This is a genomic window from Anaerotignum sp., assembly GCF_031981185.1.
In the GTDB taxonomy this organism is placed as follows: Bacteria; Bacillota; Clostridia; order Lachnospirales; family Anaerotignaceae; genus Chakrabartyella.
The window spans coordinates 17,256-43,356 of record NZ_DALYUL010000022.1 but is presented as its reverse complement, the minus strand read 5'-3'; the positions used below and the strand labels follow the sequence as shown (position 1 = coordinate 43,356).

Genomic DNA, 26,101 nt, shown 5'->3' with positions numbered 1-26,101 from the left:
TCACAAATGCTATATCTATCTTTACGTTTTTGAATATAGCAGCATACAAAGAGCTTATAGTGGGTTTCTGTTAATCGTTTTTTCATGGCATCCACAGCCGCCACAATATTCTCCATCCCTCTCAAAGCTTTTGACGTAAGAAGCTCAATCCCTTTGCTTTCCGTGGGGTTGCCAATATTACTCCCCTTAGGTTGTCCATCAAATGAAGGAGAACCCTCAATAATGCCGTTCCTCTCGATTTGAATTTCCTTCTTGTATTGCTCATAGTGGTAAAGTTCATATTCTATGTATCTATAAACAGATTTTTCTATTTTCATTAAAAACCCCCTGATTGACTTTTCCCGTTTACCGTGGTATCTTGAAGTTGAATATATTGTTTTGCCCCTTGTGCTTTGGTCGGTGCTGGGGCATTTTTTTTGTCTCATTTTGTTGGTACTTAATTCCTAAATAAAAACCGTAGTCAGTAACAAAACTATGTATTTTTATCATCCCTAAATCTTTGCTTTTATCCATTTTTTACTCCTTTCTTCTTTATCATCGACCTATAAACATAGAATAAATGCGTAAGTAACGTGAAAAACCTTGATCTTTCTGATCTTATCTTACTTTAGCACCTTGCATAAATAAGGCACCTTGCTTTCTTACTTTATCACCTTGCATAAGTAAGAAATATCCTTTAAAATCAATACTTTAAGCCTTACTTTATCATTTAATCTGCGGCTATAGAGACATAGTGTTTTTTGTAATTACCTTGCCCTGTACTTCTATACTTAATCCTACCTTCCTTTTTTAAGTCTGCTTTCGCTCTGGTTAGTGTACCTTTGGAAAAACCTTGGACTTTTGCCATTTCATCAAGGTCGCACACTTCCTGCTCTCCATCTTTTAAGAAATCAATAATAAAATCTTTAGCCTCTTCCCTTTGTGGTGCTTGTCTCGTAGTATAATCCACCTCTGTAATGAAATCCTTGTCTTTTTTCTGCGTATAGCCTTTAAAAACAACTTTTTCACCCTCAATGGAATATAGTACCGTTTCCCCTGTCATACTATAGTTGCATTTTTCATGGGAAAGATATCGCACACCTTTTTCATTTGTTTCTCCTGCCATGATTACACTTCTTGAAATGTCCCAAATATCAGCACTATCTGCAATTCTTTTCCTTCCCCATACTGCTGATTGCTTATTTGCATGGACAACAATAAGGGATGTAGCCCTGTACCGTTCTCCATATCCAATTAATGGGCTTAAATTTGCCCTCATGGCATTTCTATCTCCCATCCTTATATCCGGAGGAACAAATGCTTGTATCGGGTCAAAAATTATCAAATCGGGCCGATACTTTGCAATTAGGCTTTCTAAAAAGGGACTACCAAACTTTATGTCCTTAAATCGTTCATCTGCCACATCAATAGACATAATATTTTCAAGCTTGGCTCCATTTAACCTTAGCCTGCGTTTAAGTGTATACTCAAAAGAATCCTCCGCTGAAAAAAACATCACTTTTCGTGGTTCGCACTGTGCAAATTCAGGAGGAAGCATATCCTCAACTAAAAAACTTGGATTTCCACTGCTAACAGCGGCGGCAATCGCACACCAAACTGTTGTTTTTCCTGCGCCCCCATCCCCTGCCAAGGTAGTTATTTGGTAAGCGGGTAAATAGTCAGTAATAAGCCACTCTGCAGCTTTCTCCACCGCCCTATCCATAGTAACCATTTCCAAATGTCCTGTGGTGTTTAATGTTTTACTGCCTTTCCCTTTGATATACGAGCTTGTCCCTTTCTCGTACCGTTTTAAGGCCGGAAATACCTCTTTTTCAAGTTCCTGTTCTGTAAGTGGGGGATTGCACTTTGCGTCATTCTCAACGCTTACAGCTGCACGTATTGCTACATCATCAAGGCCTTTTGATTGCAAACTACATACCAGTTTTACCATTGTACTGGTACGCTCCCCCTCCGGTACTATTGCAGAAACCGTAAACTGACTATAATTTGTTGAAGATTCCGGAACACCATTAATAAAATCAAAAACAAGATCACTTGCATCTGCAAGTCTATATGTATCGGGATCATATTCCCATTCGTATAACCGTCCATTAGGGTGTATACTCGGCGGTGCAACTATATAACCACCGTCCCCACGTATGTCAACGCCGTCATATAGGTTTGTCCTATTTCTTACTACGGAAGCGTCCCGATAAAATATATGGTATCCACCTCTGCCAGTTATGCTTTGCCATGTTTCGGGTAACTTGCTATGTTCTCGTTGCCACTCTTTAAGTACTTCGTAACCGTTTTTTCCTTTTTCCTCGTCTATATCAAGGTCAATGGCAAATAAACCGCCAGAGGTCTCTCCTGTTGCTATACCTATATTGTAACTGGGGTTAGCATTCCACCATTGCTCAATCTCTTGTATATTTTTTGTTGCCGCTTTGCACCCGTTGGCCGTAGCTGGTACTTTCTCCTGTACTTTTAAAGGGAATACAGCAAGTCCAAGCCCTGCGTAATGTAAAGCCCATTCCTTCATTGTTTTAATAGCCGTCACCCCACAATATTAAACCTTTCCTCAAAATATTTCCCTGGCACCCGGCCACGCATGGTCATGAAACCTTTTTTTGCAAGCTCCATATTAAGCTCACGCATTATCAGGTATGCCTTGATTTCACTGCATTTCAGACAATTCATGACGTCCTTGTATGTATAGTATTTACTATCCACAGAGCTAACCTCCTAACTTAGTATTCTTTAGAAATGTGTACTGTGTCATCTGACTTAATGAGTAGGTTTCTGAATATAAAGCCTCCCCCAATGGTTTCAAACTTAAATGCAAAATCAATACCCGATTGCACATCTTCATTTCCAGCTTGATAGGTAGGGTTATTTCCTTGGCTTGTCCATCGCTTACTAAAATTTAGTAAGGGTTTCATAGTCCTCATTTTCAGCAGCTTCACAATCAGACAAACAATTTCTAACCCAGTCATTAAATCTGCCCTTTACTTGTAGAATCGCATGTAACTCACTTCCATAAAAACTTTTTTCCCTATACTGGTCTCATAAACAGACACGCATTCATTTTCAATTACTTTTAAATGCTTCATAAATTTCCCACTCTTTATTTGTGGTTTGATTATAGAATTAAATTCTTTAACACGCAAATCTCATATTTCATGATTTTACTTTCTTGAATAAAATGCAACTGTAAAAAACTGAGTGTAACTGGTGCCTTAATATATCATTATTTCGTTTTAAAAATTTATTCTTAACACTTCCAACAAAATATTTATGCACCCAATCTTTTAACAGAAATTACTTTACTCTCAAATTCTTTATTTTTCTCTAAGTTCCTTAAATTTTCTAAGTCGTCAATTTTAGTTCCTGCATGAAATCAATACTCTTTCAGCCTGCCCAAAACAAATGTAGGCTTCTTTATGGAGAATGCTGAATTGTAATATGTATTTAACAACACCCAATCGCCGGAAGTTAGCAAAGCATTTGTCACGGCTACGTCTACCACTTCTATAACCTGTTTTACCTGAGTTACAATCTCAACTGATCTAACCCTTATCATAGCTGTACCTCCTTTCTCAATCTTCTAATAGGTCTTTTACATCACATCTCAAAGCGTCTGCGATAATTGCAGCCGTTTCGGGCTTGATACGCTTTCCTGCTTTTGCAAGACTAAGTGTAGCCCTAGAAATTCCACTTAACTCTGCTAACTTGGTTAGGTTTAGTTTTTTTCTTGCCATAATTACTGCGAGTTTTATTTCGTCTATACGCATACGTTCACCCCCTCACATATTACTCATTTAGAGTAATTACAGTGATATAATATTCTCATTTAGAGTAAATGTCAAGGGATTTTATTCAATATGAGAAGAATCATTTTCAAAACGAGTATTTTTTCTTTGACAATATTATTAGAAAGCAGTATCATTAACACTGAGGTGATTGTTTTGCTTTCAGAAAAATTAAAAAACATTAGAGAAAAAAAAAATTATAGCAAAGCAGAAATGGCAAGATTATTACAGATTCCATATACAACATACAACAATTACGAAACAGGAACTAGAGAGCCAAAGATTGAAACAATTATAAAAATAGCTAATATTTTAGGCATTCATCTAAGTGATATACTGGACTATGAACCAATCTCATCAGATGAGCTTTACGAAGTCATGGACAGCTCAGATATAGAAACGGCAAAAATGCTTTTAAAATGTGTTTCTTACTCTCTAAGAAAAAAAACAGCAACATTATATGAAATAACTTCTGATTTCGATACTAAAAGTTTTCTGGTTGACAAATTCGATCTGGTGAGTCTGACAGACTCAACTACCGGTTATCTTTATAGACTTGTTGAGGAAATGGAGAAGCGCAGCAAAGATACAAACACCCTTCACAAATACCCCGATAACTTACCTTAAGCAACTATGCCAACTAAAGTACTGTGACAGCGGTACGATGGAATGTAGGCTTGTCAACCGTCATTAATTGGATTGCTGAGAAGAAAATCAAGCCTAACGAAATCACAAATATGTTCCCAGTTGATTATATCGATGCCCTAAAAAGGCAAGATAGAGATTTGGATACAGTCAGTGTATTTAGGCTGCGAGCACTGTAGAGAGAAAACCAGCGACTAAGAGAATAAAATGCAATGCTAAAAGGAACGTTGTTTCAGGTTGCTGCTATGGCAAATGAAGCAACAGCAAAGATAACCAAAGAACTATTTGAGTCTAAACTCTTATAAAATAAAAAAAGCCCCTCCCGGCACCACCCGGAAAGGACTTAAATACAGCGGTCTTAAAACCACTTTCAGACAAGAAAAGTATACCATAAGACCGCCTTATTTGCTATACCCAAAATACAAAAGGAGGTCTATTTTTATGCCTGTTTATAAGGACGTGAAGCGTAATTCATGGTTTTGCACGTTTTACTACACTGATTGGCAAGGAAATAAAAAGAAGAAGAAAAAAGAAGGTTTTAAGCTTAAGAGAGAAGCGCAGGACTTTGAAAGAGAATTTATTAACCAGCAGTCCGGCTCTTGTGATATGACGTTTAAATGTATGACAGAGCTTTATATGGCGGATTTTAAAAATGTTTTAAAACCCACCTCATATGAAGTTAAAAGATCAATTGTTGATAATCGTATCATCCCAGAGCTTGGAGATATGCCTATAAATCAAATAACACCCAACACGCTAAGGCAGTTTAATAATAAGCTCCTAGAAATTAATGAATACAGCAATTTATACTTAAAAAAAGTGAATGGCCAAATATCATGCATATTTAATTTTGCAGTTCGTTACTATAACCTATCTTCAAACCCATGTAAAATATACGAAGGGATACAAGGTAAACCGAAAGCAGATATACAATTCTGGATACTAGATGAATATAAAAAATTTATTGCATCCGTGGAGATATTGACCTAGTAAAGAAAGAAATATCTATAAGCAAAAATTATGCTAAACTCCATAAAGAAGAGCTCATTTTAACACCTAAGACAAAGAAAAGCAAAAGAATAGTAGAAATCCCTATTGCTTTGTGTGAAGCAATAGAAGAATATCTATCACATATATATGACTGTGGCAAAAGTACCCGTCTTATTACTGCAAGCCGTCCAGCCTTGCGTGTGGTGCTAAATAAATACGCTGAGGCCGCAGGTGTGAAACAAATACGCATACATGACTTAAGGCACTCCCATGCTTCTTTGTTAATTGAAATGTGATTTCAGCCCCTTGTAGTAGCGGATAGATTATGGCATGAAAACATAAAAACAACTTTAGAAGTATACAGCCATTTATACCCTAACAAGCAAACAACAGTATGCGAAAAACTAGATGCTTTAATGAAATAGTACGTTTTTAGTACGCATAGACAAAAAACAAAGCCGCAAACCCTGTAATTTCAAGGCTTACGGCTATTTTATTTATTACTCATCCCAATTATGGTAAGTATTTTGAACGTCATCATCCTCATCCAATAAATCCAAAAGCTTTCGCATTTTCTTTATCTCTTCATCTGACTTTAGTTCTGTATATGTCTGAGGAATCATGGTAACCTCAGCAGATGCCATGGGTACTCCTGCTGCTTCCAATGCCTCTCTAACGGCTGAAAAATCATCCGGTGCGGTTACTACCTCAAAGCTATCTTCTTCTGCAGCAAAATCCTCGGCACCAGCATCCAATGCCAACATCATCAGTTCTTCCTCGTCAATCTCAACCTCTTCTTTATCAATAACAATTAAGCCTTTTTCATCAAACATGAAAGAAACGCAGCCTGATGTTCCCATATTTCCGCCGCCTTTTGTAAATGCATTTCTAACATTTGCCGCAGCGCGATTTCTGTTGTCCGTAAGGGTTTCCACAATAACCGCAACCCCCGCAGGACCATAGCCTTCATATCTGATTATTTCGTATTCAACGCCCTCTTCATTTCCAGCCGCTTTTTTAATACTTCTGTCAATGGTATCGTTGGGCATATTATTCGCTTTGCATTTGGCAATAATATCTCGCAGTTTGCCATTACTCAATGGATCGGGCCCGCCTGATTTTACCGCCACTTGAATTTCTCTACCTAACATGGTAAAAACTTTACCTTTTGCTGCGTCGTTTCTTTCCTTCTTGTGTTTAATATTCGCAAACTTCGAATGTCCTGACATTAGGAATCCTCCTCCATAAATTTCATCATAGTATTTTACCATTTTTTCCGACATATTTCAAGAAAAATTGCTCACAAAGCCTTTAACTGGCACACAAATGAAACTTTCGCATTCCCAAACCGTCCATATTTTCAAATATTCCAAACTATATAAGAAAAAGCAAAGTCTTATCTTTCGATAAAACTTTGCATAAATAATATTATCACTTTTCTTTTGGGTTTGAAACCAAGGCAACTAAAAAGGCCGCTACCACCGCTGCCGTTATTCCCCCTGCAGCAGCTTTCAATCCCCCTGTGAAAATCCCAAGAATACCCGCAGAATCCACCTCTTTCATAACACCCTCAGCCAATCGAAATCCAAAACCTGTTAAGGGAACTGTTGCCCCCGCACCACCAAATTCCTCTATGGGTTGGTAAAATCCCAAACCTCCAAGAATACAGCCGATGCACACATACAACACCAAAATTCTACCAGAGGTTAATTTTGTTTTATCAATTAGAATTTGACCAATTACACAAATCAGACCTCCCACTACAAATGCTTTTAAAAAAGAAATCATGACTTCCCTCCCTTTTCACCGCACCCTTCGATGCAAACACCATGGGCTATACAAGGAATGCTTTGTCCCTGTTGTGTAGAAGTTGGGCTGAGCAATGCTCCCGTTGGAATAAAAAGCATTCTGCTAATTTCCCCTGACATCAACTTGGGATAATATTATCCACAAAATGTAACTGCTGAGCAGGCACAACCACTTCCACCATTATGGGTATCTTGCTTATTTTTATCAAAAATCTCGATACCACAGTCGGTAAAACTTCCATCCATGGTATACCCTTCCTTTTTCATCAAATCCACAACTAAGCTATGACCAATTTCCCCTAAGTCTCCTGTAGCTATCACATCATAATCTTGAGGGGTTCTCCCTGTATCCTGAAAATGATTTAAAAGTACATCAACTGCTGCCGGTGCCATTGCAGCTCCCATATTGTTGGCATCCGTAATTCCCATATCCATAATCTTGCCAGTGGTAATCTCCGTAATGCACGGGAAATTACCTTTCCTCCCCAATACAACGGAACCATCCCCCGTTACCGTCCAAGAAGCGGTAGGCGGTCTTTGATTACCTAAAGCCAAAGGTGCCCTAAACTGCTTTTCAGCCCCGCAAAAATGGCTAGAAGCACCAACCAGGGTATGATTGGCATAGCCACCATCAATTAACATTGCTCCTAAGCTCATGGACTCCCCCATGGTTGAGCATGCGCCGAATAGTCCAAAAAAAGGAATTTGAAAATTCATGATACCAAAAGTAGATGCAGTACACTGGTTTAGCAAATCCCCACAAAGGAGGTAATCAATATCCTTCATCTTGAGCCCAGCTTTTTTTACGGCAAGCTCCATATTTTCTTGTATGAAGTGACTTTCAGCCAACTCCCAGCTTTTTTCACCAAAAGTAGAATCTTCTACAATTTTATCAAAGTATTTTCCCAAAGGGCCCTCGCCCTCTTTTTTGCCTACAGTAGACGCCGCAGACAAAATACGTACGCCTTCATTTAATCTTACCGTTTGTTTTCCAATTTTTTTTGCATTCACTTTTTATCACCTACCCACAAAATAATAGATTAATCCAACTATCATTGATGTAAAAGTGCCATAAACAATGACAGGACCTGCTAAAATAAACATTTTTGCACCTGTTCCGAAAATTAAGCCTTCTTTTTTAAACTCAATTGCAGGGGCAACTACGGAATTTGCAAACCCCGTAATAGGTACAATGGTACCAGCGCCACAATGCTTACCCAATTTTTCATATAGCCCCAGACCCGTCAAGACTGCTGAAATAACAACCAGGGTGATGGAAACCAAAAGGGCTGCCTCATCTTCTTTATAACTTTTGCTAAAATAGTCTAATAATATTTGACCAAAACCACAAATCAAACCGCCAGAAAAAAAAGCCTTCACACAATTCGATAAAATCGGACTGTTTGGGGATGCTTTTTTTACCATCTGATCATATTCTTTCTTAGCACGTTTACTCGTGTCCATTTTACGCCCTCCTTCGTAAACAGATATTTTAACCTGCTCAAAATTAGTATTTTCAAGTATACAAAAAAAATACCTTTATTCCCTAATCTAATGTCAACCCAAACTTCAGTCCAAATAGATTATTTCATCATATTTAGACCACATAGAACCCATCCACAAAAAAATATAATAAAGAGCCTATCATTTTTCCTAAGGCAAAACACAATAACAGCCAGGGCAGTCCCTTAGTAATACGACCTCTTCGTAATAATATGGGCATTACGTTTAAAACCTCTGCTAACGCGACAGCTAAAACCCCCACAAAAACACCAATAGCCAATGCATAGCCCCCTGCTAATATGGGAATAGGGGGTAGTCTATAGTCAACAAACAGTGCAGTTGTGCCAAATAATCCTCCCAATAAGATTGAATCTTCATAGGAGCAAATATATTTTTCTGTTTTCGTCCTTTGAGCTAGACGAGGGATTATGCCAATTGCTGCGATAAAAGCAAAAATACCTGCCGAAATCGCCATGCCAGAAGAGAAGCCAAGAATAATCAGCAAGATCTTTGCAATCATTTATCTCCCCCTCCCCCACTGCTTCTTTTATTCAGCTTATCTACAACGCTTGCATTTGTTTCCTTTTCATAAGTGGACATTTCTATCTCAATGGGTGTAGGATCATCGGTAACCTTAAATTTTGAAAAATGGTTAAAGAATACCAGCACACCTATTACCAAACCAACGGAATAAGGTATTGACAGAATCGCCGGCATATCTACATTTTCTCCGAAAAACATATAATAATAGTTCTGAAAAATCAGCGGCAACTGTGTATCAGTATGAAAGCACATAATGGTTGTAGATGCACCCGCAAATAAAACAACACACATGCAAATAACCTTTAAAAGTTCTAAAGCTTTATTTTCCTTCTTATCTTTTTGATGATATTCCACCAAAATATCCATCTCGCCCACATTAGAAACCGTGGCATCAGGATACTGATGGTTAATGGACCGTATAATATCTAATGCTGTTATTAAATAGGTAGCATCTCTGTCCTTTGGTATCTGAAAAACCACAATCCCCTCAATATTCCCCTTGGTTTGACCTCCAATATAAACTTCAGCTACGTCCTTTAGGAACACAACCTTTCGTTCTATAATTTGTGCCTTTTCTATCGGTTTGATATAAATGTCCATTCCCACGCCCTCCAAATGGAAATTTTTTCGTTCAAAATTTCCTTCAAATAGAATCTTTCTGAAATCACACTTCTTTTAAATTCCATAAAAAAAGAACCCAAAACAGGACTCTGTCTTGGGTTATTATGCCGCTTTTTATCAAATTCATTCTACTAGATTTTAAAACTTTTCACCGTTGGATCATCTGCAAGAAAACCAGTTAAGTCGGTACAAGTAACAATGGTATTTCTCGTAATATCTAAAACAACGGTTACTGTACCATCTGGATTTTTTTCCATTTCCATATGCATAATGTCTATATTTCTTGCCTTCAACTCATTTTTGATAAAATCCATCTCAGAGGGGGCATGATAAAAGGTAATTAAAATTGTATCATCATATGACTTATCATTTTTATTAAAATTACTATGAAGAAAAACTTGTATAATTGGAATAAAAATTGTAGTAAATATACCAATGGAGTACATACCCGCTCCAATAGCTAAACCAATACCTGCCATTGCCCAAAGTCCGGCAGCAGTAGTCAATCCTTTGATGGAAATGTTTTTTACAAAAATCACACCTGCCCCTAAAAAGGAAATCCCTGTGATAACATTTGATGCAATCCTAGACACATCCACACCAATCCCTGTAGTGCTAATTACATCATAAAAGCCGTACTTTGATACAATCATCATTAAAGTTGCTCCTACTGCTACAATTACATGGGTGCGTATGCCTGCCTCCTTCCGCCGTCTTGTTCTTTCATATCCAACAATCCCGCCACAAACACACGCGATAATAATCCGAAGTATAAATTCTGCATTCCCCTGCAGACCAAGTATAGATTCCTCAAGAAATAAATGCTTCAAAAACATAAGTCTCGCCTCCTGCCGTTCTTACAATATATTATCAAATATAGCAAAAAAGGCTGCTATTTTCAAATCCTTTCATAAGTAGCAACCATTTTTTTGCATCTTCTTAACATAATAGAATTGTACAAAACAATATGATACTTATTTTGGGTAAATTAACTCCATCTAAACTCACTTTCTTATAAAAAAATAACAGCCCGCTTGCTTGGCAGATGATTGTCTTGCATACAGGCTGATGGTTTTTAAATATTTAACAAACATCTCTCTAAAGCTCTAAAATTGAAAGCTAAGAAAGCGATATAAATGTGCTTGCTATAAATGAGGATATTTTTCTATGGTTTTTATTTTACGATCATATGTAAAACAAACTGATCTAAAATTAAAATACTGCCTAAAACAAACACATATGCAGAAAACCATTTGAGTTTTCCATTTTTGATCACACTTACCATAAAACGAATTGCAAAATAACCTGATATGGCAGCAACGATAAATCCTGCTATCATTGGTATTAAACCAATTGTCTCGGTCAATACAACCTTCCCTGTTATCATATCCTTAATCGTGAGTACCATACCACCCATAATAGCCGGAATGGATAATAGAAAGGAGAAGCGAGCTGCATTCTCTCGATCCATATTTCTCCCAAGGCAGGCACTTATTGTCATACCAGAACGAGAAACGGCGGGTAAGATTGCTATACCTTGCATAAATCCAACCACTAAAGAATCAAAAATAGACATATTGCGAATTTTCTTTTTCCCACCTTTACGGCTATCTGCATAAAGAAGGATAAAACCGGTAAAAATAAAATTAAAACCAATAAATTTTCCTGAACCAAAAATAGAATCAAATGTATCATTAAACAATAATGCAATAATTACAGTTGGAATTGTTCCAGCTATCAGCAGTGCCGTGGTACGCTGAAAGGGACGACAAATCAAAGCCCAAATATCCTTCCAGTAATATACAAAAACAGCAATCAGCGTGGCAACATGCAGCAAAATAGTAAATGCTTGTGTTGCCTCATGCATGCCAAAAAGGTTTTGGAGCAACACCAAATGTCCCGAACTGCTTACTGGTAAAAACTCTGTTAGCCCTTGGATTAAGCCTAAAACAATGGCTTCGATTATCTGCATTATCAAAATTCCTCCTATTTCTAAACATTTCTTGTATATTAGTAACAATTTATTATATAACAGAGAATTCTCACTTGCAAATAATATTTTTCCCTGTTAATATATAGTTTGCGGTTTTATTTTTGAAACCTCATAAAAACAGTGCTTTAAAAGGGATTTAAAATAGGTATATTAGCAAATCGTAAGAATATGCCAATTGCGAAAGCACTCATAACTAAATTTGTAGTCGAAAGAAGACGTGGAGGGACACCTCTGACAAGCAACTTCCTTTTTTGTGGTTCTCTTCGGCTCAGGAAAGAAGAAAGGAAACAAAGAATGGAGCATTTAAAATTTCAAGACCTGGATTTATCCCCCGAAATCTGTAAAGCTGTGCTGGACATGGGGTTTGAAGAAGCAACACCAATTCAATCCATGGCAATCAGTGTAGTAAAAGAAGGTAGGGATGTAATCGGTCAATCTCAGACAGGAACCGGTAAAACTGCGGCTTTCGGTATCCCCTGTTTAGAGCGCGTAAACCCTGATGATAGGCGTTTACAGGCATTAATTCTCTGCCCTACTAGAGAATTGGCAATTCAAGTTAGTGAAGAGTTCAGAAAACTTCTGAAATATAAGGAAAATATTCGTGTATTACCCATCTATGGCGGACAGCCAATCGATAGACAGATTGCTGCCTTAAAAAAAGGTGCTCACGTAGTAATCGGCACACCCGGCCGTGTAATGGATCACATGCGCCGCCGCACTTTAAAAATGGAAACAGTTCAAATGATGGTATTAGATGAAGCCGATGAAATGCTGGATATGGGATTCCGTGAAGATATCGAAATGATATTGACTAAAATTCCAGAAGACCATCAAACACTGTTATTTTCAGCAACATTATCCCCCGAAATTTTGGATATTACCAGAAAGTTCTTGAAAAACCCCGAGTTTATTAAGGTTGTTCGTAAAGAATTAACGGTTCCCAATATTGAGCAAGCTTACTTTGATGTAAAAGAAAAAACAAAGCTAGATGCTTTGACCCGTATTATTGATGTGTATGACCCTCGTTTAGCTATGGTTTTTTGTAATACCAAAAAACGCGTAGATGACTTGGTTGAACTTTTACAGGGTCGTGGTTATTTTGCCGAAGGTCTTCATGGAGACTTAAAACAACCTCAGCGTGATAAGGTTATGCAGAAATTCCGTAACGGAACCATTGAAATTTTGGTTGCAACGGATGTTGCTGCTAGAGGAATTGACGTTGATGATATTGATGTTGTGTTTAACTATGATGTTCCTCAGGATGAGGAATATTATGTACACCGTATTGGTCGTACAGGACGTGCTGGAAAGTCAGGTAAAGCTTTCACATTCTGTGTTGGTAAGGAAATTTATAAGCTTCGCGATATTATGCGTTATACAAAAACAAAAATCGCACAGCAAAAACTCCCTACTTTAAGTGACGTAGAAGAAATGAAAACCAATATCTTTTTGGAAAAATTGAAAGATACTATGAATGAAGGTCATCTAACCAAATATATAAATTTGGTTGAGCGCTTAGTACAAGAGGATTATACTTCCATTGATATAGCTGCTGCTTTATTGAAAAATCACCTTGCAAACGAGAACGTGGATGAGCTGGATGTTTTAGATGATATCAATTTAGGTGGAACCGAAGTTTATGGCGGCGATGATGAAAAGATGGTAAGACTCTTCATCAATGCTGGTAAGAAAAATAAAATTCGTACCAAGGATATCGTAGGTGCCATTGCAAACGAAACCGGTGTTCCCGGTAAAGTACTGGGGGCTATCGATCTTTATGATGACTATGCCTTCGTTGATATTCCAAAGGAATATGTGAAAGATGTTTTGGTAGGCATGAAAAATGCTAAAATCAAAAACAAAAGAATTCACATGGAAATTGCAAAAAAAGATAAATCTAAAAAAAATAACTAAAATTATTGATATGGATTGCAGTTTATATACTGCAATCCATTTTTATTTGTCTTTTTCCATTGCCAAGCATAAAATTTAGCATTTAAAACAGAATTTCATTTCATTATTTGTAAATCAAAATCACACGTTAAGCGCGTGGTTCGCATTAGCCCTAGAAAGGCTTTTTAATGGCACAGCATCTTAAGATACACTGAAATGTTCCACCAACGCATTTCTTTTTCAGAGAGCCGCTAAAGTGGCTTTCTTTTGGTCCTTTTAATTCTTCTTGTTACCTGTAAACATGTCAATATATCTTTTTAATGATGTTTGGTCTTCTATTATGTCTACTGCAACTGATTTTTTATATAATCCTTTATTACACGTTCATTTCTACCCTACCGCGTCTACATGCTCCCCTTTATACTTCAGGTCTGCATGTCTATCAAATATTATTAGCGCACTCTTTCCTTTTAAGAAACCTACAAGCTGTGCAACGCTTAAACTTGGTGGGTATCTCAACTAGCATATGTATATGGTCTTTACACGCTTGGTCTCAACTTTTAGCTTTTATCTTCCCATTGATCGCTAATCTTTAATACTTAGGAGCATATATAATACGATACGTCTCCACTTTCAATGTGATAAGCTTTTTATGTCTGTCATGACAAAACCTCCTTTGATATTTTAGCAGTTGGGGAACCACTTTAATCTTATCAGAGGAGGTTTACTACTTCTATAAGCTTTTCATTCCACCAGCAAAGCTGGTGGTATATTGAAGCTAAAGCTACAATAAAAAGACCGTATATTTCTATACGGCCTTCTTAATAAATATGGAGTATGTTAATTATTTACCGTAATAAGCTGCTAAGTACAGTTCTCTAATTTCGCTCATCAGAGGATATCTAGGGTTAGAGCCTGTGCACTGATCATCGAATGCTTCTTCACACATGATGTCCAGTTTATCCAAGAATGCTTTTTCGTCAACGCCATGCTCCTTGATGGATTTAGCGATGCCAACAGTAGCCTTGAGTTCTTCAATCTTTGCGATGAAGTTGTCAACTTTTTCTTGATCATCCTTGCCAGTGATACCCAAATATGTAGCGATTTCTGCATAACGTTCTTTTGTATGAGGATACTTATACTGAGGGAAAGTACCCATCTTCTTAGGAACTTCTGCAGCGTTATATTTAATAACTTCTGACATTAACAGTGCATTTGCAACACCGTGCTGTACATGGTGATGTGCACCTAATTTATGAGCCATAGAGTGGTTTACACCCAAGAAAGCATTGGAGAAAGCGATACCAGCGATTGTGGATGCATTTGCCATTCTTTCACGAGCTTCAATATCATCACGGCCATATTTGTATGCTCTAGGCAGGTAGTCAAATACCAATTTTGCTGCCTTTAAAGCCAAACCATCTGTATAGTCAGTAGCCAACATGGAAACATATGCTTCAACAGCATGAGTCAATACGTCGATACCGGAAGAAGCGGTCAAGCCCTTAGGCTGATCCAACATCATATCTGCATCACTGATTGCCATTGTAGGCATGATTTCATAGTCAGCGATGGAGTACTTTGTCTGTGTAGAAGGATCTGTAATGATTGCGAAAGGTGTAACTTCGGAACCAGTACCGGAAGATGTAGCGATAGCAACGAAGATTGCTTTCTGGCCCATCTTAGGGAATACGAATACTCTCTTACGGATATCCATGAAACGCATTGCCAAATCAGAGAAGTCTGCTTCGGGATGCTCATACATTACCCACATCATCTTACCAGCATCCATTGCAGAGCCACCGCCAAGAGCAATGATTACGTCAGGACCAAATTCTTTCATTGCAGCTGCACCAGCGATTGCACAAGGCAATGTAGGGTCAGGAGTTACATCGAAGAATACATGGTGTGTAATGCCCATTTCATCTAACTGATCTGTAAGGGACTTTGTGTAACCATTCTTAAACAAGAAGCCATCTGTTACGATGAAAGCTTTCTTTGATTTATATACATCTTTTAATTCCTTTAATGCAACAGGTGTACAACCTTTCTTGAAGTAAACCTTCTCAGGAGTTCTAAGCCACAGCATGTTTTCTCTCCTCTCAGCTACCGTTTTGATATTTACTAATTCATCGATGCCCACGTTGTGTGAAATTGCATTGCCAGCCCAAGAACCACAACCTAAGGTAAGAGAAGGAAGAAGTCTAAAGTTATAAAGGTCGCCAATACCACCATGAGAAGAAGGTGTGTTGATCAAAATACGGCATGTTTTCATTTTTTCTTCAAAACGTTTTACTTTTTCAGGAGCCTTTACAGGATCTACATATAAAACGGATGTATGGCCAACGCCGCCGTCAATAACCAATCTGTCTGTAATCTCCATTGCTTCATCAAAAGAACTTGCACGGTACATAGCCAAAACTGGAGAAAGTTTTTCATGAGCAAATGGTTCTTTTGTAACATCTAACTCTGAAACTTCACCAATGAGGATTTTTGCATCCTTAGGACACTCAATACCAGCCAACTGTGCAATCTGATAAGGGCTACGTCCAACGATTTGAGCATTGATATTGCCAGCTGCATTTAAAATAATTCTGCCAACTTTATTCTTTTCCTCTTCGTTTAAGATATAGCAGCCTCTATCAAGAAATTCTTGTCTACATTTATCATAAATCTTATCCATAATTACTACAGACTGCTCGGAAGCACAAATTGTTCCGTTATCAAATGTCTTGGAATGAATTACGGAGTTAACTGCCATAAGGACATCACAAGATTCATCAAACAACGCAGGAGTATTACCATTACCTACACCAACAGCGGGCTTGCCAGAGGAGTAAGCGGATTTAACCATTGCAGGACCACCAGTTGCCAATACCATATCTGCATCTTTCATAACTTCTACAGACATTTCGATGGAAGGTTCATCAATCCAAGCAAGGATACCTGCAGGAGCACCGGCTGCAACAGCTGCATCCAATACAGTCTTAACTGCTGCGATTGTACAATTCTTAGCAGTGGGGTGAGGAGAAACGATCATACCGTTTCTTGTCTTCAAACAGATCAAGCATTTAAAGATTGCTGTTGATGTAGGATTTGTTGTAGGAACAACCGCTGCGATAACACCAATAGGCTCATAAATCTTTTTGATACCAAAAGCGGGATCATATTCCAACACACCACAAGTTTGTCTATTTTTAAACGCATTATAAATATATTCAGAAGCAAAGTGGTTTTTTATAGCCTTATCTTCTATAACACCCATCTTGGTTTCTTCAACTGCCATTCTTGCCAAAGGAATTCTGTTCTTGTTGGCTGCTGTAGCTGCTGCCAAGAAAATTTTATCTACCTGCTCTTGTGTATAGGTTGAAAAAATTCTCTGCGCTTCTTTTACCTCTGCAATTCTGTGCTTCAAGGTTTCAACACTGTTTACGATTTCGGGTCTTTTTGTTTCAGGAGCTGCCTCTTTCTTCTTTTCTACTGCCATTTAAAATCCCCCTTACATAATTTTAGTCTGTTAACATGATTTTTTTCTATTTCTTTCTATTGTTAAGTGCAGGAACGGTACTGCACGCACTGCCGCATCCCCCATCTATTTTTTGTATATGAAATATAAAATTTAGATGGGGTATTTTTATTGACACAGAGAGCAATACTAGTGGAAAGAATCAGCTACATTGTGCATTTCTTATATTTGTCAAAATATATCACCTGCAATATTGTGCGCTTTTCTTTCTTGATGCTAATACTATCATTGAAAATCGTTTTAATCAATAAAAATTTCAATTTCTGTCCATACCGATTAAACGAATAGCCTATATCATTTTTTATATGGACAAAAATTTGTGGTATATTGTGTTTGTGTTAAATATTGAAATAAGAAGTGGACTAATGATGTACGAAATTAGTCTTTTTGTACATACTTCTATACAAAAAAAACAATTTTACTGAAAAACTCATAAAAAACCACTCTATGAAATCCACCTAAGTTTGTATGTTATTATGAATTTTTTAACAATGCAAAAACAGTGCTGATACATGAAAAAAAATATTAAACTTCATTTAATTTATTAATTAGAATTTACGAATTCAATTCGCTATTTTTCGACGCTGTTACGCAATTAAAAATGGCTTGCACGATTTCAAATGCAAGCCATAATCAATCAATAATTGTCACATAAACGATATTATACGCAATGAATCCATAAAATATCTACTTTAAAGTCTATTTCCCAATGAAATTCGCCTTTATCCCTTCGTTAATTACAAATAGCAACCAAATTCTCTGGTTTTTTCCCTTAACTTATCCACCAATTGCTTCTCATATTTTTTAGGGACATGATTTTCTTTAAACACCAAGACATCCTTCATATACTTAGCGTAAGATCCACACCGCTTTTGTATCAACCCATATTTTTCAAGCGTTTCATCCGGAACAGGCGAAACCCACATATATGTATTAGGGACAGTGGAAAGAATTTCGAATTGACTTGCCCTCTCGTAAAGATAAATCACCTTTTTCTGGCAACGTTCTTCTCTGTCATTCTCTGTTAAATCAATATATCCACCGGTAGGAAGCCTTTCGTCCCCATGAACTACCTCTATGCATCCATCCAAATCCGAATCTGCTCTAATATGTTTGTCAGCAATGATACTGTCTTTAGAGGTTAGTAACAAATAATCAAACTCTAAAATCAATCGATAGGATAGATCCTTTAGCTTAAATAAAGATAAATAATACCCCTCATGCATAACATTATACCGAATAATCCCAATGTCATAATGAAAATCCAAGACATTTTGAATTGTTTTACTGGAATTTGTTTCACAGTAATGAATACGCATATTTTCTTCCTCATCAAGCGTATCCAAAAAATTTGTAAAAACCTCAGAAATATAGCTGGCTCTTGGTACGGATATTTTTAGGTTTACCCCGTGGTCGTTAACATCGGAATATGCATTGGTCAGATTATTGATTTGATATTGTATCTCCTTAGCGTGACGCAAAAAACGTTGCCCTTCTCTGGTTGTGATTACACCTTTCGGTGTTCGTCTGAAAATTACAATATCAAATTCATGTTCTAATTCTTTCACTGCGCGGCTTAAATTCGACTGTGCAACATAAAGATTTTTCGCCGCCAAAGAAATTGAACCGCATTTATCAATCTCAATTACATATTTCAAGTCTGTAAAATTCATGTAAACCCTCCTAAATCCATTTATATCATACATATCCGTAACCATAATATATTGCGCATGCCCAAAACAGCATTTTATTCATATTATCGCATATACATCATTTATTATAAAACACAATTGTTCAAAAATCCAGACATTCCATATTTTTGTACTTGTTTCTTGTAATTATCTACACAAATCGCCCTCAAAGAAGGTTTTTCTTGTATCTTGTTTCAAACCTCCTATGGCACATATCTCTACAAAATGAATATTGTATTATATCATTTTTTTAGGGAGGTATCGTAATGCCAAGCTTAGCGATTCACCTTACACCTATCCATTTTATCTACCTCATCGGCGTTTTAACGATTCTTGCAACAATGATTTTTAGGAAAGATACGCCCATCGTCTGTATCATTTTTATATTTATTTTAGGGCTTGTGGGTAGCCGCAGCTTAGTAGGCGGAATACAATCCGTTTTTCACGCCGTTCTATATGCATCAAAGGAATTTATGGAAATCATTGCCACCATTGCATTGGTTACGTCTCTATCCAAATGCCTATCTGATTTGGGCAGTGATTATTTAATGATGCGTTCCATGTCAAAAATCATGAAAAACACTTATATCGCCTGGTGGATTTTAGGTATCACCATGATGATTTTCTCGATGTTCTTGTGGCCTTCCCCCTCTGTAGCACTGGTTGGGGCCATTTTAGTACCTTTGGCTGTAAAAAAAGGATTAACGCCCCTTGCAGCAGCAATGGCTATGAACTTATTTGGTCACGGAATTGCTCTAAGCTCTGACGTAGTGATACAAGGAGCACCCGCAATTACTGCATCATCCGCGGGCATCGAACCTCAAAATATTTTGCAGACAGGAATGCCATTGTTTCTTACCATGAGTATTGTAACGGTAGTTTCTGCATTTCTTCTAAACAAAAAAACCATGGTAAGTAAAAATCCGAGCATATTATATACACAAAGCAGCGAAAAAGCTACCCAGCCAAAGCCTTCAAAGGCAGCTCTTTTTGTTGCAATTTTTACTCCCGTAGCTTTCCTGTGCGACATTGTTTTTATGTTTGTATATGACCTCAAAGGCGGGGATGCCACAAGTTTGGTTTCAGGAACAGCTTTGTTGGTTATGATTATTTCTTCTATCATTGGATTTAAGCAAAAAAGCATGGAAAAAGTTACGACCTATATTATAGACGGGTTTTTGTTTGCCATTAAAATTTTTGCACCTGTTATAATCATTGGTGGCTTTTTCTTTTTGGGCGGCGATGGTATATCCTATATTTTAGGGGAACAATATCAAAGCGGTATTCTAAACGACTGGGCAATCTGGTTAGCCGGTATAACCCCATTAAATAAATATGTCGTTGTTTTTATTCAAATGATCATCGGCGGCTTAACGGGTCTTGATGGTTCCGGTTTCTCAGGGCTTCCTTTAGTTGGTGTTTTGGCAAATACTTTTGGAACAGCAGTTCATTGCTCCGTTCCCCTTTTGGCAACTTTAGGCCAGATTTCAGCAATTTTTGTAGGCGGTGGCACCATTGTTCCTTGGGGATTAATCCCTGCCGCAGCCATTTGTAATGTTAACCCAATAGAATTGGCTAGAAAAAACCTGCTTCCTGTAGGAATCGGTTTTCTATTTACCTTTATTCTAGCTTGTATTTTAATTTAGCAATTAGGAGGCGTATACTATGTGCGGCATTGCCGGTTTCTTCAACCCAAAAAAAGATTATTTAGAACAAAAAGCCTATTACTCAAAAATTTTAGAAGACATGTATACCGTTCAACGTCATAGAGGCCCCGATGACTGTGGTACTTTTTTAGATTCAAATGTAGGCTTTGCTCATGCAAGGCTTTCTATCATTGACTTAAAAACCGGACATCAGCCAATTACGAGAACCATGAACGGCGAAACTTGGGCCATTGTCTACAATGGTGAACTTTATAATACCAGTGAATTACGGGAAACTCTTTTGTCAAAGGGTTGGAAATTTGATACCGATTCAGATACCGAGGTTATTTTAGTAAGCTACATGGAGTATGGGGCGGATTTTGTAAAGCAGCTGAACGGCATTTTCGCCTTCGCTATATATGATCCCATAAAAAATATGATGCTGCTCTATCGTGATCGATCCGGCATAAAGCCACTGTTCTATTCCATTATCGATCATGAAGTTGTGTTCTCATCTGAAATCAAGGGTATTTTTGCCTATCCCGGCATTGTACCTCAAGTAGATAAAGAAGGACTCAATGAAGTTTTCAGCATTGGCCCAGCAAAAACCTATGGTAAAGGCGTGTTTAAAGGAATTGACGAGCTTCTACCAGGCTATTACATGATGTTTTCACCCACAGGAGTGCATTCAAACTGTTATTGGAAGCTGGAAAGCCACGTCCACGAAGATGATTATGCAACAACCGTGGAAAAAACAAAGGAATTACTCATTGACTCCATCAAACGGCAAATGGTGTCCCATGTACCTATTTGTACCTTTTTGTCCGGCGGTGTAGATAGCAGTCTGGTTTCCGCTGTATGTGCAGCAGAATTGGCAAAAAAAGGAGAACAGTTAAATACTTTTTCTTTTGATTTTGTAGGGAATGAGAAATACTTTAAAGCCTCCTCCTTCCAACCCTCTCAGGATAGACCTTTTGTGGATATTATGGTGAAACACCTAAATAGTAACCATCGTTACTTGGAATGTAGTATTCAAGATCAAACCAATTGCCTGAAGGATTCTGTAGATGCCAGAGATTTACCAGCCATGGCGGATATTGATTCCTCTATTTTATATTTTTGTTCTAAAGTAAAGCAGTATAATAAAGTTGCATTAACAGGAGAATGCGCTGATGAAATTTTTGGTGGCTACCCCTGGTTCCACAAAAAAGAATGCTTTGAAGCAAACACCTTCCCCTGGACAATGGATTTGGAAGCAAGAAAGGTTTTATTAAAAGATGATTTCATTGAATATCTTGATATGGATGATTATGTAGCAAAAACCTATGCAAAATCCGTCAGTGAAACACCAAAATTAGCAGAGGATTCTCCCCAAGAAGCCCGCAGAAGAGAAATTGCATATCTAAATCAAAAATGGTTTATGCAAACCCTATTGGACCGTATGGATCGAACCAGCATGTATAGCGGTTTAGAGGCTAGGGTTCCTTTTGCAGACCATAGGCTTATTGAGTATGTTTGGAATGTGCCTTGGGAAATGAAAACTAGAAATGATGTGGTAAAGTCATTGTTAAGAGAATGTGGCATTGGTCTAATACCTGATGAGGTTTTATTCCGAAGAAAATCCCCCTACCCCAAAATTTATGATAAAAATTATGAAGCTCTGCTAGCTTCTATGGTTACAGAAATTATGGAGGACTCCTCTTCTCCCGTACTACAGTTTTTAGACCGAAAAAAAGTCGAAAACTTCCTAAAAAGCCCCTCCGATTATGGTAAGCCTTGGTATGGTCAGCTCATGGCAGGCCCCCAAATGCTGGCTTATGTGGTTCAAATTAATTATTGGATGAAAAAATGGAACATTAAAGTTGTTTAAGATGTTTAATTTTTAAATCAAAGAAATATTTCTTTTCAATTTAAAGGGACACAAGGCTTTTGTTATGGCCTTATGTCCCTTATATTTGTTTACTCATTCACATCAGTAATCACATCTGCTTTGCTGAAATTGGCAAGACACTGCATATAGTTTTGATTGGCTATATCCCAGTTGATTACTTGCATCCAATCATCAATATAAGCACTTCTCATGTAATAATGCTTTAAAAAATATGCGTGTTCCCAAACATCCAAAGCTATAATAGGGCAATAGTTCAATAAAAGAGGGCTATTTTGATTGGGCATTGTAATAATTCTTAATTTGCCATTGTCAAAAACCAGCCAGGTATATCCAGAACCAAATATTTTCATACCTTCTGCCTTAAAAATAATTAAGAAATTGTCCAGACTACCAAATTGTGCCGCAATCATATCAATTAATCTTCCTTTGGGTGGCGCTCCTGTTGGCGGCTGTAATCCATTAAAATAAATACGATGATTATACACACCCCCGCCATTATTCTGTATGGGTATCCGTAATGGATCCAATAAGTAAACAGCATTTTTAATCAATTCCTCTAGGGTTAGCTGCTGTAACTCGGGATAATCCTTAATCGTATCATTTAGTCTATTAATATAGTTTTGCAAATACTTGTCATGGTGTATTTCCATAGTTTGTGCATCAATAAAAGGCTCCAAAGCATCATATGCATAGGGCAGCGGTAAGTTTACAAATGGGTACTTATCATTTTCCATGGCTATCCTCACTTATCTAGTCTTACTACAAAACTATTCATCAGAAGTTGAGACTATGCCGGAAATCATTCTTCGTACCAAAACAAAATAACCTGTAATGCAAATTGCAAAACAGGTTTTGTTTTTTAATTTATCCAGAAATTATCCTTATGATATGTGCTTTTATTCCCTTGTCACGTAAGAAAAATTTATATTCACTGTGTCGTTTTCTCAACGTAAACTTGGTAATCTTCATTCCAACTTTGATATGCTTCCTCATTTCTATGGTCCGGCAAATCATAGGTACGATCAAGATATGTTCCAAACCATTGAGAAAATTTGATAGAGCCACCCAAATTCATATGTCCTTGGTCATAATAATCCACGGCAGGGTCTAAATTCAACATATCTCGAACTTCCTGTCGGTCACAGTCCAAATAATCCACTCCCATTTCCTTTGCAAAGTTTTCCATAGCCATGCTCTGCTCATAACTCCATGACATTTTGGGCATATGAAGCATCAATACAGGTATATCTTTATCTTTACAAAGCTGTATGGTCTTTTCAATATAACTTTTGGCACTTTCATTAAATTCTGACACTTTATCAGAAGGTATCATGAAATTTTCCGGATACTCCAAAGGTTCACCACCTCTTAAATAAACATTTCCTTTTTTAAAAGAATGTTTCATAAGGGGTGCAGGCTCTGCATCAGCCCAATTAATCTCTTTCCACCTTTCATGGTAACGAAACAGTGGAAACATATAGGAAAGCAATGTTTGTCTATCATCTTCCGCTGTAACTTCATTTACAATTTGAAATTTATATTTAGACATTTTCATACCATCCAATGCCCTTCTCAAATCACCTTCTCGCTCAGCATAATCAAAATCAAGGAAAATGTTATCGCATAAAAGCACCACAATTTTAGGATTTTGATACGCTAAGGATTCCCCCATAAGACCATAGGTTACAGAAGGAGCCTGTAATGCTGATGCCCGAACATAGCTAGTGAAACCCGCCTGATTCCACATTTCCATTGGGGATACCCCTCGCAAAATGGGGCTGCTACCCATAAATAGTACATCAATGGAATCCTTGGGTTCATTGTAGAAAGCATGAATTTCGTCGGATTCATCATCAGGTCGCCGTAAATAATCCGACGTATTGGAGAATATAATTGAAAAAACAATAAAAAAGGCAATACACCTTGTCACGATTCTGAAACATCCCTTCATTTTAAAACCCCCTATAAATAAAGTCGGAGGCGTCATAATTCAAACCATATACGCCAAACATAATTAACGAGAAAATTGCCGCCAAATAAATGAACCAGCGGAACAATATGTTCTGCTTAGATAATGCTTGGCGAATTTGTACGCCCGATTCCTGAAGCAGGCTCACCGTCAAAAGAACGAAGGATGACAGAAGCAAAAGCCATAGGTCTTGGGTATCAAGACCAAGTTTTAATAATCCACCATTGATTAATATATCGCTATTCCAATTTCGTAACATGGAATGCATCATAAAAACAGAGGCTCCAACGCCAGGTGCTCTGGTAATGATTTTACCTAAAGCAACCAGAATTAATGTTTTCAACACTAGAAACAAATGCCAGCTGAAGCATTTCGTTTTAATTTCAAATTTTTGTATTAATTTTTTCAAAGGTTGATCAAACAAAATTCCTAAAACAATTAATGAACCATTATAAAAACCAAAGGCAATATATTTCCATTCTGCCCCATGCCAAATACCAATGAGGAAGAAAATAATAAACTGAGGAATCAAAACAGGCAATAATTTACCAATATAATTTCCAAAGAGCTTACGGCCCTTTTTTCCCACCTTCGTAAAAAATTTTGATAACGAAAGGGGGTAAAAAACATAATCACGGAACCATGCACCTAAGGTAATGTGCCATCTACGCCAGAAATCAGGAATACTAGTGGCTAAATATGGCCGCTCAAAATTCTTTTCCAATTGAATACCCAATACTTGAGCTGCTCCCGTGGCAATATCAATACCGCCAGAAAAATCCCCATAAAGCTGAATGCAGTAAACAAAAGCCGCTACCGCAACATAAGTACCGCCAAAGGTTTCTGGATAGCCAAAAATCGTATCCACAATCACCTTTGCCCGATCTGCAATCACAAGCTTTTTAAAAGCACCCCAAAGCATCAATTGCACGCCAAATTTTACTCTTTCATAAGAAAAACTGTTGGGGCGATACAGCTGCTCTGCCAAATCGTTATATCTGCCAATTGGCCCTTGCACAATCTGAGGGAAGAAGGATATAAACAAAGCAAATTTTGCTAAATTACGCTCTGGTTCATATTTTTCCCGATAAACATCAATCAAATACCCTACCGACTGAAAGGTATAAAAAGAAATTCCCAAAGGCAATAAAAAACTGTAGACAGGCATTTCCAATCCAATGGAAAAGCGCCCAAATAAAGCATTTAAATTACTACCGACAAAACCCGAATATTTCAAAACTGCCAAAATCCCAAGGTTAAAAAGCATGGTGGGAATTAAAACAGCCCGTTTTCTTTTTGTAAAATTGGCTTTCCATGCTTTTTTCTGTTCCTTATCCAATGTTCCCTTTATCGCCGCAAAATCAGCTTTGTTTTTGGCGGACATCTTTCCCAGCTTAAGTCCACCAAGAAATATCGTTATAGTTGTTGCCAACAAATAAAGAAAGTATCCTGCCCCTGCAAAAAAATAAAAAATATAATTAACAATCAAAAGCGTTACCCAACGGTAACGCTTCGGGGTTAGAAAATATAACGTGGCCGCCAACACCAGGAAAACCACAAATTGTACCGAAGTAAAAGCCATAACCCAATC

At 37.4% G+C, this 26,101-nt stretch carries 25 protein-coding genes and 2 pseudogenes; 6 read left to right on the top strand and 21 right to left on the bottom strand.

Annotated features, from left to right (window positions below; genetic code table 11):
- The 7 genes from RTK36_RS12450 to RTK36_RS12420 form a co-directional block, all read right to left on the bottom strand.
- Positions 1 to 317 (bottom strand): hypothetical protein (locus RTK36_RS12450; RefSeq protein WP_331655042.1); only part of this gene is annotated, 317 nt, incomplete at its 3' end.
- A gap of 28 nt (positions 318 to 345) precedes the next feature.
- Positions 346 to 513 carry a hypothetical protein gene (locus tag RTK36_RS12445; RefSeq protein WP_312047571.1) on the bottom strand — a complete coding sequence of 56 codons (168 nt, stop codon included), beginning with the start codon at positions 511 to 513 and terminating at the stop codon, positions 346 to 348.
- Positions 514 to 709: 196 nt separating this feature from the next.
- Entirely contained in the window at positions 710 to 2,521 is a 1,812-nt protein-coding gene (locus RTK36_RS12440; RefSeq protein ID WP_312047570.1) for a bifunctional DNA primase/polymerase, read from the bottom strand.
- A 14-nt stretch (positions 2,522 to 2,535) separates the two neighbouring features.
- A complete protein-coding gene (locus tag RTK36_RS12435; protein ID WP_312047569.1) occupies positions 2,536 to 2,712 on the bottom strand; it encodes a transcriptional regulator in 177 nt (58 codons plus the stop codon).
- A gap of 186 nt (positions 2,713 to 2,898) precedes the next feature.
- Positions 2,899 to 3,000 carry a hypothetical protein gene (locus tag RTK36_RS16740; protein ID WP_442871352.1) on the bottom strand — a complete coding sequence of 34 codons (102 nt, stop codon included), beginning with the start codon at positions 2,998 to 3,000 and terminating at the stop codon, positions 2,899 to 2,901.
- 379 nt (positions 3,001 to 3,379) lie between these two features.
- Positions 3,380 to 3,562 carry a hypothetical protein gene (locus RTK36_RS12425; protein WP_312047567.1) on the bottom strand — a complete coding sequence of 61 codons (183 nt, stop codon included), beginning with the start codon at positions 3,560 to 3,562 and terminating at the stop codon, positions 3,380 to 3,382.
- Between the two features lie 16 nt (positions 3,563 to 3,578).
- Positions 3,579 to 3,773 carry a helix-turn-helix domain-containing protein gene (locus RTK36_RS12420; RefSeq protein ID WP_312047566.1) on the bottom strand — a complete coding sequence of 65 codons (195 nt, stop codon included), beginning with the start codon at positions 3,771 to 3,773 and terminating at the stop codon, positions 3,579 to 3,581.
- Positions 3,774 to 3,863: 90 nt separating this feature from the next.
- Between RTK36_RS12420 and RTK36_RS12415 the strand changes: the two genes are divergently transcribed.
- From RTK36_RS12415 to RTK36_RS16735, 3 genes are all read left to right on the top strand, one after another.
- Entirely contained in the window at positions 3,864 to 4,418 is a 555-nt protein-coding gene (locus RTK36_RS12415; protein ID WP_312047565.1) for a helix-turn-helix transcriptional regulator, read from the top strand.
- A gap of 459 nt (positions 4,419 to 4,877) precedes the next feature.
- On the top strand, positions 4,878 to 5,426 hold the full coding sequence (locus tag RTK36_RS12410) for an N-terminal phage integrase SAM-like domain-containing protein (RefSeq protein ID WP_312047564.1): 549 nt from the start codon (positions 4,878 to 4,880) through the stop codon (positions 5,424 to 5,426).
- Complete coding sequence (locus tag RTK36_RS16735) at positions 5,396 to 5,722, top strand: tyrosine-type recombinase/integrase (RefSeq protein WP_312047588.1); 327 nt, start codon at positions 5,396 to 5,398, stop codon at positions 5,720 to 5,722. The genes RTK36_RS12410 and RTK36_RS16735 overlap by 31 nt, the downstream gene beginning before the upstream one ends.
- Positions 5,723 to 5,926: 204 nt before the next feature.
- Here RTK36_RS16735 and RTK36_RS12400 read toward each other — a convergent pair whose 3' ends face one another.
- The 8 genes and pseudogenes from RTK36_RS12400 to RTK36_RS12365 form a co-directional block, all read right to left on the bottom strand.
- Entirely contained in the window at positions 5,927 to 6,655 is a 729-nt protein-coding gene (locus tag RTK36_RS12400; protein ID WP_312047563.1) for a YebC/PmpR family DNA-binding transcriptional regulator, read from the bottom strand.
- A 202-nt stretch (positions 6,656 to 6,857) separates the two neighbouring features.
- Positions 6,858 to 7,211 (bottom strand): stage V sporulation protein AE, encoded by a 354-nt coding sequence (gene spoVAE / locus RTK36_RS12395; protein WP_334308127.1) that lies wholly within the window; start codon positions 7,209 to 7,211, stop codon positions 6,858 to 6,860.
- Positions 7,211 to 8,245: pseudogene (spoVAD, locus tag RTK36_RS12390) on the bottom strand (stage V sporulation protein AD). The gene spoVAE and the pseudogene spoVAD overlap by 1 nt, the downstream one beginning before the upstream one ends.
- Positions 8,246 to 8,251: 6 nt before the next feature.
- Positions 8,252 to 8,698 carry a stage V sporulation protein AC gene (gene spoVAC, locus RTK36_RS12385; protein WP_312047561.1) on the bottom strand — a complete coding sequence of 149 codons (447 nt, stop codon included), beginning with the start codon at positions 8,696 to 8,698 and terminating at the stop codon, positions 8,252 to 8,254.
- A gap of 133 nt (positions 8,699 to 8,831) precedes the next feature.
- Entirely contained in the window at positions 8,832 to 9,257 is a 426-nt protein-coding gene (locus tag RTK36_RS12380; protein WP_312047560.1) for a stage V sporulation protein AB, read from the bottom strand.
- Positions 9,254 to 9,880, bottom strand: a complete 627-nt coding sequence (locus RTK36_RS12375; protein ID WP_312047559.1) for a stage V sporulation protein AA — start codon at positions 9,878 to 9,880, stop codon at positions 9,254 to 9,256. The genes RTK36_RS12380 and RTK36_RS12375 overlap by 4 nt, the downstream gene beginning before the upstream one ends.
- Before the next feature lie 152 nt (positions 9,881 to 10,032).
- The gene (locus RTK36_RS12370) at positions 10,033 to 10,737 is read right to left on the bottom strand and encodes an MgtC/SapB family protein (RefSeq protein WP_312047558.1); all 705 of its coding nucleotides are present in this window, start codon (positions 10,735 to 10,737) and stop codon (positions 10,033 to 10,035) included.
- Positions 10,738 to 11,075: 338 nt separating this feature from the next.
- Entirely contained in the window at positions 11,076 to 11,873 is a 798-nt protein-coding gene (locus RTK36_RS12365; RefSeq protein WP_312047557.1) for an undecaprenyl-diphosphate phosphatase, read from the bottom strand.
- Positions 11,874 to 12,188: 315 nt separating this feature from the next.
- On the opposite strand from RTK36_RS12365, the gene RTK36_RS12360 reads away from it, so the two are divergent.
- On the top strand, positions 12,189 to 13,808 hold the full coding sequence (locus tag RTK36_RS12360) for a DEAD/DEAH box helicase (protein WP_312047556.1): 1,620 nt from the start codon (positions 12,189 to 12,191) through the stop codon (positions 13,806 to 13,808).
- Between the two features lie 255 nt (positions 13,809 to 14,063).
- On the opposite strand, the pseudogene RTK36_RS12355 reads toward RTK36_RS12360, so the two are convergent.
- From RTK36_RS12355 to RTK36_RS12345, 3 genes and pseudogenes are all read right to left on the bottom strand, one after another.
- Positions 14,064 to 14,334: pseudogene (locus RTK36_RS12355) on the bottom strand (transposase); the annotation flags it as partial.
- A gap of 297 nt (positions 14,335 to 14,631) precedes the next feature.
- Entirely contained in the window at positions 14,632 to 17,274 is a 2,643-nt protein-coding gene (gene adhE, locus RTK36_RS12350; RefSeq protein WP_312047555.1) for a bifunctional acetaldehyde-CoA/alcohol dehydrogenase, read from the bottom strand.
- Between the two features lie 776 nt (positions 17,275 to 18,050).
- On the bottom strand, positions 18,051 to 18,986 hold the full coding sequence (locus RTK36_RS12345) for a LysR family transcriptional regulator (protein WP_312047554.1): 936 nt from the start codon (positions 18,984 to 18,986) through the stop codon (positions 18,051 to 18,053).
- 284 nt (positions 18,987 to 19,270) lie between these two features.
- Here RTK36_RS12345 and RTK36_RS12340 point away from each other — a divergent pair, with 284 nt between their 5' ends.
- Together RTK36_RS12340 and asnB are read left to right on the top strand one after the other, a co-directional pair.
- A complete protein-coding gene (locus RTK36_RS12340) occupies positions 19,271 to 20,650 on the top strand; it encodes a citrate transporter (protein ID WP_312047553.1) in 1,380 nt (459 codons plus the stop codon).
- A 19-nt stretch (positions 20,651 to 20,669) separates the two neighbouring features.
- Positions 20,670 to 22,520: an asparagine synthase (glutamine-hydrolyzing) gene (asnB, locus tag RTK36_RS12335; RefSeq protein ID WP_312047552.1), complete on the top strand. Its 1,851-nt coding sequence runs from the start codon at positions 20,670 to 20,672 to the stop codon at positions 22,518 to 22,520.
- Between the two features lie 89 nt (positions 22,521 to 22,609).
- Here asnB and RTK36_RS12330 read toward each other — a convergent pair whose 3' ends face one another.
- From RTK36_RS12330 to RTK36_RS12320, 3 genes are all read right to left on the bottom strand, one after another.
- Positions 22,610 to 23,275, bottom strand: coding sequence for a superoxide dismutase (locus tag RTK36_RS12330; protein ID WP_312047551.1), 666 nt, complete (start codon positions 23,273 to 23,275; stop codon positions 22,610 to 22,612).
- 194 nt (positions 23,276 to 23,469) lie between these two features.
- Entirely contained in the window at positions 23,470 to 24,492 is a 1,023-nt protein-coding gene (locus RTK36_RS12325; protein WP_312047550.1) for a hypothetical protein, read from the bottom strand.
- A 1-nt stretch (position 24,493) separates the two neighbouring features.
- Positions 24,494 to 26,092, bottom strand: a complete 1,599-nt coding sequence (locus RTK36_RS12320; RefSeq protein ID WP_312047549.1) for an MBOAT family O-acyltransferase — start codon at positions 26,090 to 26,092, stop codon at positions 24,494 to 24,496.
- Positions 26,093 to 26,101: the final 9 nt, after the last annotated feature.

Coding starts and splice junctions, on each gene's coding strand:
- RTK36_RS12365 (WP_312047557.1), bottom strand. CDS start 11,873: ATGCAGATAATCGAAGCCATTGTTTTAGGCTTAATCCAAGGGCTAACA.
- RTK36_RS12445 (WP_312047571.1), bottom strand. CDS start 513: ATGGATAAAAGCAAAGATTTAGGGATGATAAAAATACATAGTTTTGTT.
- RTK36_RS12380 (WP_312047560.1), bottom strand. CDS start 9,257: ATGATTGCAAAGATCTTGCTGATTATTCTTGGCTTCTCTTCTGGCATG.
- RTK36_RS12410 (WP_312047564.1), top strand. CDS start 4,878: ATGCCTGTTTATAAGGACGTGAAGCGTAATTCATGGTTTTGCACGTTT.
- RTK36_RS12425 (WP_312047567.1), bottom strand. CDS start 3,562: ATGATAAGGGTTAGATCAGTTGAGATTGTAACTCAGGTAAAACAGGTT.
- RTK36_RS12420 (WP_312047566.1), bottom strand. CDS start 3,773: ATGCGTATAGACGAAATAAAACTCGCAGTAATTATGGCAAGAAAAAAA.
- RTK36_RS12440 (WP_312047570.1), bottom strand. CDS start 2,521: ATGAAGGAATGGGCTTTACATTACGCAGGGCTTGGACTTGCTGTATTC.
- RTK36_RS12345 (WP_312047554.1), bottom strand. CDS start 18,986: ATGAATTTTACAGACTTGAAATATGTAATTGAGATTGATAAATGCGGT.
- asnB (WP_312047552.1), top strand. CDS start 20,670: ATGTGCGGCATTGCCGGTTTCTTCAACCCAAAAAAAGATTATTTAGAA.
- RTK36_RS12415 (WP_312047565.1), top strand. CDS start 3,864: ATGAGAAGAATCATTTTCAAAACGAGTATTTTTTCTTTGACAATATTA.
- RTK36_RS12325 (WP_312047550.1), bottom strand. CDS start 24,492: ATGAAGGGATGTTTCAGAATCGTGACAAGGTGTATTGCCTTTTTTATT.
- RTK36_RS12400 (WP_312047563.1), bottom strand. CDS start 6,655: ATGTCAGGACATTCGAAGTTTGCGAATATTAAACACAAGAAGGAAAGA.
- spoVAC (WP_312047561.1), bottom strand. CDS start 8,698: ATGGACACGAGTAAACGTGCTAAGAAAGAATATGATCAGATGGTAAAA.
- RTK36_RS12375 (WP_312047559.1), bottom strand. CDS start 9,880: ATGGACATTTATATCAAACCGATAGAAAAGGCACAAATTATAGAACGA.
- RTK36_RS12370 (WP_312047558.1), bottom strand. CDS start 10,737: ATGTTTTTGAAGCATTTATTTCTTGAGGAATCTATACTTGGTCTGCAG.
- RTK36_RS12330 (WP_312047551.1), bottom strand. CDS start 23,275: ATGGAAAATGATAAGTACCCATTTGTAAACTTACCGCTGCCCTATGCA.
- RTK36_RS12320 (WP_312047549.1), bottom strand. CDS start 26,092: ATGGCTTTTACTTCGGTACAATTTGTGGTTTTCCTGGTGTTGGCGGCC.
- adhE (WP_312047555.1), bottom strand. CDS start 17,274: ATGGCAGTAGAAAAGAAGAAAGAGGCAGCTCCTGAAACAAAAAGACCC.
- RTK36_RS12340 (WP_312047553.1), top strand. CDS start 19,271: ATGCCAAGCTTAGCGATTCACCTTACACCTATCCATTTTATCTACCTC.
- RTK36_RS12360 (WP_312047556.1), top strand. CDS start 12,189: ATGGAGCATTTAAAATTTCAAGACCTGGATTTATCCCCCGAAATCTGT.